Raw genomic sequence first — 7,344 nt, 5'->3', positions numbered from 1 at the left:
TAACCCAGAAACCCACGGTCCCATCCGTCAGACCGTCTGGGGTGGCCACCCCAGACGGTCAACCCGAATGCAACTGCTCTCAGGTCAACCGCAAGATGCAAGAAACCTTTGTGCTACGTTTGTCGACTTCGCTCGAAACGAACGGAACTCATTGCTATCCCCCCATGGCGCTGGCCGTGTCCTCCAGCGCCAGATCGACCAGCACGCCCATCGCCTCCGCCGCAGCCGCTGCATCTCCCGCGACGATCGCGTCGAACACGCGGACATGGTCGGGGATCGGGTTGCGCGGCAGGGCGCGGGCGCGCTGCTTATATTGGGTGGTCCAGTTGACCGCCGCGCCGATGCTGGCGGACAGGACCTGGAGCGCGTCGTTGCGGGTCGCGTCGAGAATCGCATTGTGGAAATCGCGGTCCGCCGCCCGGCCCAGATCGGTCGCCAGCGTATGGCGGCGCATCGCGGCCAGCGCGTCCTTCATGATCTTGATGTCATTCCTGTCGCGGCGCTGCGCCGCCAGCCGGGCAGCGGCCGGTTCGACGATCGCGCGCAGCTCGAACAGGTCGCGCACGAACTGGATGTCCGGCTCCCCGGCAAAGGCCCAAGCCAGCACTTCGGGGTCGAGCAGGTTCCAGCGATTGCGCGGCAGCACCCGTGTTCCGGCCTTGGGGCGGCTCTCGACCAGCCCTTTTGCGGTCAGAACCTGGATCGCCTCCCGATAGGCGCTGCGCGATACGTCCAGTTCCTCGGCAAAGGCGACTTCGCCCGACAGGACATCGCCCGGCGCATATTGGCCAGACAAGATCGCCGTACCCAGCTTGTGCGCGATCGCCCCGTGCAATCGCCTGCCCGGCCCGCGCGCTACCTTGGCCGAACCGCCATTTTCTGCGGCTTGCGCATCTGCTGACGGCCTATCCTGTCCCATTCCGGCTCCTCCCACCTTGTGCCTATCAGGCACGGATCGGTGTAGAATAGAAGCATTGCCATTACCATCATCCTGTAATATGTCGGAGTAATTAACGGAGTGATCGTGCAAGCGTCGCTGTTTTCAGCAGGCGCCCCAGCGCGTGATCGCTCGTCATTCAGGATCAGCCAGCGCCGCGAATGGCGTGCGGGAGGAGAGTTTTTCATGACATTGCGCCTGTTGCAGCACCGTGCCCCCAGCGGCGTCCGCTCCGTTATCGCGGCGCGGGGCGATGCGGCCCATATCGTGCCGGGCTATGCCAGCATCCGCGCACTGGCGATCGACGCCATCGCCCGTGGCATCAGCCTGAGCGCCGCAGTCGAAGCGGCCGGCACGGGCGATGCGATCGACATTGCAGCCGCCTTTGCGGCAGGCGAATTGTTGGCGCCGATCGACCATGACGATGACGCGCATGTCCAGCTGACCGGCACGGGCCTGACCCATCTTGGGTCCGCCGAAGGCCGCGACAAGATGCACCGGGAAGCAGCGGCGGCCGAAAAGCAGACCGATTCGATGCGCATGTTCCTGGAAGGGCTGGAGGGTGGCAAGCCTGCGCCGGGCGCGGTCGGTCAGCAGCCCGAATGGTTTTACAAGGGCGACGGGTCGCAGTTGGTCGGACCGGGCGAACCGCTGACCATGCCCGCCTTTGCCAAGGATGGCGGCGAGGAACCGGAGATCGCGGGCATCTACATCATCGGCGATGATGGCCAGCCCTATCGGCTTGGCCTGGCGCTCGCCAACGAGTTTAGCGACCATGTGACCGAGCGGCACAATTATCTCTGGCTCGCCCATTCCAAGCTGCGGCAGGCCGCGCTTGGCCCCGAACTGCTGGTCGGCACCCCGCCGGAGCATATCGAGGGGGCGAGCCGCATCCTGCGCGATGGCGCGACGATCTGGGAAAAGCCGTTCCTGTCGGGAGAGGGCAATATGTCGCACAGCTTTGCCAATCTGGAACATCATCATTTCAAATATGATCTGTTCCGCCGCCCCGGCGACGTGCATGTCCATTTCTTCGGCACCGCGACGCTCTCGTTCAGTGACGGCATCGCGACGCAGGAAGGCGATGTGTTCGAAATCGCTGCCGCGCCCTTCACCCTGCCGGTGCGCAATCCGTTGCAGCGCGCAGAGCCAGTCGAAGTGGTCGTTCAGGCGCTCTGATCCCCATGGACCCGATCCGCATCGCGATCGTGGGCATCGGCAAGATTGCACGCGACCAGCATGTCCCGGCGATCCGGGGCAATAACGCCTTCAGCCTGGCCGCGACCGTCAGCCCGCATGATGCCGGGCTGGACGGGGTGCCGCATCTGGCCAGTCTGGACGCGCTGTTGCGGGATGGCCCGGCGGTGGATGCGATCGCGCTCTGCACCCCGCCGCAGGTCCGCTACGATCTGGCGGCACAGGCGCTGGGGCGGGGCGTCCACCTGTTTCTGGAAAAGCCGCCCGGCGCGACGCTGGCCGAAGTGGGCGCGTTGCAGGCGCAGGCGGACAAGGTCGGCGTTTCCCTGTTCGCCGCCTGGCACAGCCGCTTTGCAGCCGGCGTTGCCCCGGCGCGCGCCTGGCTGGCTGAGCGGCGAATCGAAAGCGTGTCGATCGTCTGGCGGGAGGATGTGCGCGTATGGCATCCGGGGCAGGCGTGGATCTGGCAGCCCGGTGGCCTTGGCGTGTTCGATCCGGGCATCAATGCGCTGTCGATCGTCACCCATATCCTGCCGCGCCCCTTCTTCCTGAAGGACGCGACGCTGACCCTGCCGGACAATCGCGCCGCGCCGATCGCCGCCGACCTGCATTTTCGCGATACCGGCGGCGCGCCGATCCACATGGATCTCGACTGGCGGCAGACCGGTCCGCAAAGCTGGGACATTGTCGTCGAAACCGACGCGGGGACGCTCAAATTGTCGCAGGGGGGCGCAGTGCTGCACCTGCCGAGCGGCACCGAGCATGGCGAGGATGTCGAATATCCCGGCCTCTACAGCCGCTTTGCCGCGCTGATCCGGGGCGGACGATCGGATGTCGATACCGATCCGCTGCGGCTGGTCGCCGACGCCTTCCTGCGCGGACGGCGCGAGACGACTGACGCATTTCACGATTAAGATCACAGGAGAGGATGACATGATCAAAGCCCTGCGCCGCACCACGGCCACGCTGCTGCTCTGCGCCACCGCATTGACCAGCAGCGCCCACGCCGACACCGATGGCAAGCCCACGACCGCGACGATCAGCGCCGCCACCCCCGGTCCGGTCTATGACAAGCGCATCTTCACGCAATTTGCCGAGCATCTGGGCAATGGTATTTATGGTGGCCTCTGGGTCGGCAACGATAAGTCCATCCCCAACACCAACGGCTTTCGCAACGATGTGATTTCGGCGCTGCGCAACCTGTCCGTGCCGGTCGTGCGCTGGCCCGGCGGCTGCTTTGCCGATGAATATCATTGGCGCGAAGGCATTGGCGGCAAATCCAAGCGCCCCGTCAAGATCAACACCCATTGGGGCGGCGTGACCGAGCCGAACACGGTCGGCACCCATGAGTTTTTCGAACTGATCCGCCAGATCGGTGCGGAGGCCTATGTCGCGGGCAATGTCGGCAATGGCACCCCGCAGGAAATGGCCGAATGGGTCGAATATATGACCTCGCCCGCAGGCACCTTGGCCGACGAACGCGCCAAGAACGGGCATAAGGAGCCATGGGCCGTCCCTTATTTCGGCGTGGGTAACGAATTGTGGGGCTGTGGCGGCAATATGCGCGCCGAATATGCCGCCGACCTCACCCGCCGTTACGCCACCTTCATCAAGGCCCCGCGCGGCACGAAGATCATGAAGATCGCGGCAGGTGCCAATGTCGATGATTATAACTGGACCGAGACGATGATGAAGGTCGCCAGCGGCCAGCTCGACGCGCTCTCGCTCCACTATTATACCATCCCCGGCTCCTGGCCACCGCGTGCCTCCTCGACCGTGTTTGATGAGGCGGGCTGGGCCAACACCCTGGCCGAAGCGCTGCGCATGGACGAGCTGATCACCAAGCATAGCGCGATCATGGACAAATATGATCCGGCCAAGAAGGTCTGGCTGGCGGTCGATGAATGGGGCACCTGGTATGCCGACGATCCGGGCACGCATCCCGGCTTCCTGCGCCAGCAGAACACGCTGCGCGACGCGCTGGTCGCGTCGGTCCATCTCGATATCTTTGCCAAACATGCCGACCGGGTGAAGATGACCGCCATCGCCCAGATGGTGAATGTGTTGCAGGCGATGATCCTGACCGACGGCAAGAAGATGGCGCTGACGCCGACCTATCATGTGTTCGAAATGTACAAGCCCTGGCAGGACGCGACCGTGCTGCCGATCAGCATCGACACGCCCTGGTATAACAAGGATAAATGGTCGATGCCTGCGGTCAGCGGATCGGCTGTCCGGGGCAAGGATGGCAAGGTCCATGTCGGCCTGTCCAACCTGGACCCGAACCAGCCCAACACGGTGACGGTCAAGCTCGACGGCCTGAACGCCGCGAGCGTCACGGGCCGCATCCTTACCGCATCGGCGATCAACGCCCACAACACGTTCGACGCGCCCGACACCGTCAAGCCGGTCGCCTTTACCGGCGCGCAGGTCAGTGGCGGCACGCTCAGCGTGACCTTGCCGCCCAAGTCGGTGGTAGTGCTGGAGTTGCAGTAAGGGCTGGAGTGCCATGTGCTCTCGCGCAGGCGGGAGCACAGTCCCGCCGTTTCAACTGGGCTCCCGCCTGCGCGGGAGCACATCGCTTTAATTGGAGAGGTCCGCATGAGGCGACCGACGTTCATGGCATGGCTGGGCCTCGCCCTTCTCGCCGCCCCCGCCTGTGCGCAGCAGCCGTCCCAGCCGCCGCGCGATACGCTGAACAGTCGCCTGACCGGCGACCTCACGCCCACCCATGACCCGGTCATCATCCGGCAGGGCGACACCTATCATGTGTTCAGCACCGGCCATGGCAAGCGGCTGATCGAGACTCGCACCTCGCCCGACCTTATTCACTGGACCGTCGGTGCGCCGGTCTTCACGGCGCTGCCCGACTGGGCGAAACAGGCGATCCCCGGCAGCGACGGCATGTGGGCGCCCGATATCAGCTATGTCAACGGCCGCTATCGCCTCTATTATTCGGTCTCGACCTTCGGATCGAACCGCTCGGCGATTGGTCTTGCTACCAGTCCGACGCTCGACCCCAAGTCCGCCGATTATCAGTGGCGGGACGAGGGGCTGGTCGCCATGTCGGACAAGAGTGACGATTTTAACGCGATCGACCCCAATTTCATCATCGATCGCGAAGGCCGCCACTGGCTCTCGCTCGGCAGCTTCTGGACGGGTCTCAAACTGTTCGAGCTGGACCCCAGGACCGGCAAGCCCAAAGACCCCAAGGCCAAGCCCGTCGCCATCGCCCGCCGCCCAGCGCCCGCAGGCGGTCCCGCCCCGGTCGAAGCACCCTTCATTATCGATCATGGCGGCTATTATTGGCTGATGGCCTCCTATGATTATTGCTGCAAGGGCGCGGCCAGCACCTATTATACCGTGATCGGCCGGTCGAAGGCGATCACCGGCCCCTATCTGGGCAAGGATGGCAGCCCGATGCTGGAGGGCGGCGGCAGCATCTTCCTGCGCGCCGACCTTCAGGAGCAACAGCGCTTCCGTGGTCCCGGTCATGCGGGCTGGCTGCATGACAAGGACGGCAAGGATTATGTCGTCTATCACGCCTATGACAAGCAATCGAACGGCACCCCCACCCTGCGGATCGCACCGGTCCGCTGGGGCGCGGATGGCTGGCCGCAAGCCGATTATTGATGCACCGACCGGAGAGAAATAGATGAGTTTCAACCTGTCCCGCCGTGGCTTCATCGCCAGCAGCGCCGCCCTGTCCGCCGCGCCGATGATGGCAGGCGCCAAGGTCGCCGACGCGCCCGTCGCCGGCCCGCAAAACCCGCTCGTCAAACAGCGCGCCGATGCGCAGGTTTTTCGTCATGATGACGGCTATTACTATCTGACCGGCTCCGTCCCCGAATATGACCGGCTGGTGCTGCGCCGGTCCAGGACGATCGCGGGCCTTGCCACCGCGCCCGAGGCTGTTTTGTGGCGGCACGAAAAATCCGGCCCGATGTCCGGCTTTCTCTGGGCGCCCGAACTGCATCTGATCGACGGCAAGTGGATCGTCTATTTCGCCGCCGGTCCCAGCGGCGGGGGCGAGGATGTGTTCCGTATCCGAACCTATGCCGTCGTCTGCGACGGCCCCGATCCGATGACGGGAAGATGGACGGTGCTGGGCGAATTGCAGACGCCCTGGGACAGTTTCAACCTCGATTCGACCATCTTCACCCATAAAGGCACGCGCTACATAGCCTGGGCGCAGCGCGAGCCGGGGATCGAGACGAACAGCAACCTGTACATAGCCAAGCTCGAATCGCCGCTGAAGCTGGCGGGCAAGGCGACCCGCCTGACCGTGCCGACGCTGGACTGGGAAATTCGCGGCTATAAGGTCGCCGAAGCCCCCGCCATCCTGCACCGCAATCGCCGCCTGTTCATGACCTATTCGGCCAGTGCCACCGATGCGCGCTATTGTCTGGGGATGCTGAGCGCGGATGAAAATTCGGACTTGCTCGACGCCAAGAGCTGGACCAAATCGCCCCAGCCGGTATTCACGACCTGTAAGGAAACCAGCGTGTTTGGTCCCGGCCACAACAGCTTTACCGTGGACGAGCAAGGGCGCGATGTCCTCGTCTATCATGGTCGTGACTATGAAACGATCCAGGGCGATCCCCTGCTCAACCCTGATCGCCATACCCGCGTTCAGCGGCTCTATTACACCGCCGATGGCACCCCCGATTTCGGCGTGCCGGTGGGCAATGGCCCGCTGCCCGAACGCTTTGCGTCGGCCGCTGACGCCAAGCTGTTGCTGGCGCATGACGGTACCCGTCTGATCGCGGGCAACCCCGCTTTGGCCCAGACCCAGTTCCGCCAGACGCCGGGCCGCGCGGGCCAGCAAAGCGTCATGCTGTCCCCCATTCTGATGCCCGGCCATTATCTGGTTGCGGGCAAGGACGGGTCGGTCACGTTGGAGCCTGACAGCAAAAGCGCCGATTTCGCGCTGCGCAGCCAGTTTGTCCGCCTGACCGACGCGCGGCTTAGCACTGTCCGCTTCGCCGCCATCGCCGCGCCGGGCAAGGCGATCGGCGTCGCCAATGGCCAGATTCGTCTGGTCCGCAGCCGTGACGCCGCGGCACGCTGGCGCGCCGACTGATACCGGTTCACCTGCTCTGACAAATAGATAGCGACAAGGGCTGGTCACCGATTGATGACCGGCCCTTCACCTGTCCACCCTTCGCACAAGAACCGCCCGGAACGCCGCGCCCGCTAGCCTGCGGCAA

General features: G+C 64.3%; 6 protein-coding genes. 5 read left to right on the top strand and 1 reads right to left on the bottom strand.

Annotated elements, in window-relative coordinates:
* Positions 1-154: 154 nt before the first annotated feature.
* Positions 155-919: a FadR/GntR family transcriptional regulator gene (locus tag Q0D44_RS16595; RefSeq protein WP_294138049.1), complete on the bottom strand. Its 765-nt coding sequence runs from the start codon at positions 917-919 to the stop codon at positions 155-157.
* A gap of 204 nt (positions 920-1,123) precedes the next feature.
* Between Q0D44_RS16595 and araD1 the strand changes: the two genes are divergently transcribed.
* The 5 genes from araD1 (at position 1,124) to Q0D44_RS16570 (ending at position 7,217) form a co-directional block, all read left to right on the top strand.
* Entirely contained in the window at positions 1,124-2,116 is a 993-nt protein-coding gene (araD1, locus tag Q0D44_RS16590) for an AraD1 family protein (protein WP_294138048.1), read from the top strand.
* Positions 2,117-2,121: 5 nt separating this feature from the next.
* Positions 2,122-3,048 (top strand): Gfo/Idh/MocA family oxidoreductase, encoded by a 927-nt coding sequence (locus tag Q0D44_RS16585; protein WP_294138047.1) that lies wholly within the window; start codon positions 2,122-2,124, stop codon positions 3,046-3,048.
* 19 nt (positions 3,049-3,067) lie between these two features.
* Positions 3,068-4,630, top strand: a complete 1,563-nt coding sequence (locus Q0D44_RS16580; RefSeq protein WP_294138046.1) for an alpha-L-arabinofuranosidase C-terminal domain-containing protein — start codon at positions 3,068-3,070, stop codon at positions 4,628-4,630.
* A gap of 105 nt (positions 4,631-4,735) precedes the next feature.
* Positions 4,736-5,767 (top strand): arabinan endo-1,5-alpha-L-arabinosidase, encoded by a 1,032-nt coding sequence (locus tag Q0D44_RS16575; RefSeq protein ID WP_294138045.1) that lies wholly within the window; start codon positions 4,736-4,738, stop codon positions 5,765-5,767.
* A 22-nt stretch (positions 5,768-5,789) separates the two neighbouring features.
* Positions 5,790-7,217 (top strand): glycoside hydrolase family 43 protein, encoded by a 1,428-nt coding sequence (locus tag Q0D44_RS16570; protein ID WP_294138044.1) that lies wholly within the window; start codon positions 5,790-5,792, stop codon positions 7,215-7,217.
* The last annotated feature ends 127 nt before the right edge of the window (positions 7,218-7,344 follow it).

Origin of the sequence: Sphingobium sp. (genome assembly GCA_023266575.1) — a bacterium.
Classification (GTDB): Bacteria; Pseudomonadota; Alphaproteobacteria; order Sphingomonadales; family Sphingomonadaceae; genus Sphingobium.
Note: the sequence above shows the minus strand (reverse complement) of the source record. Positions and strands in the feature narration are given on the sequence as shown.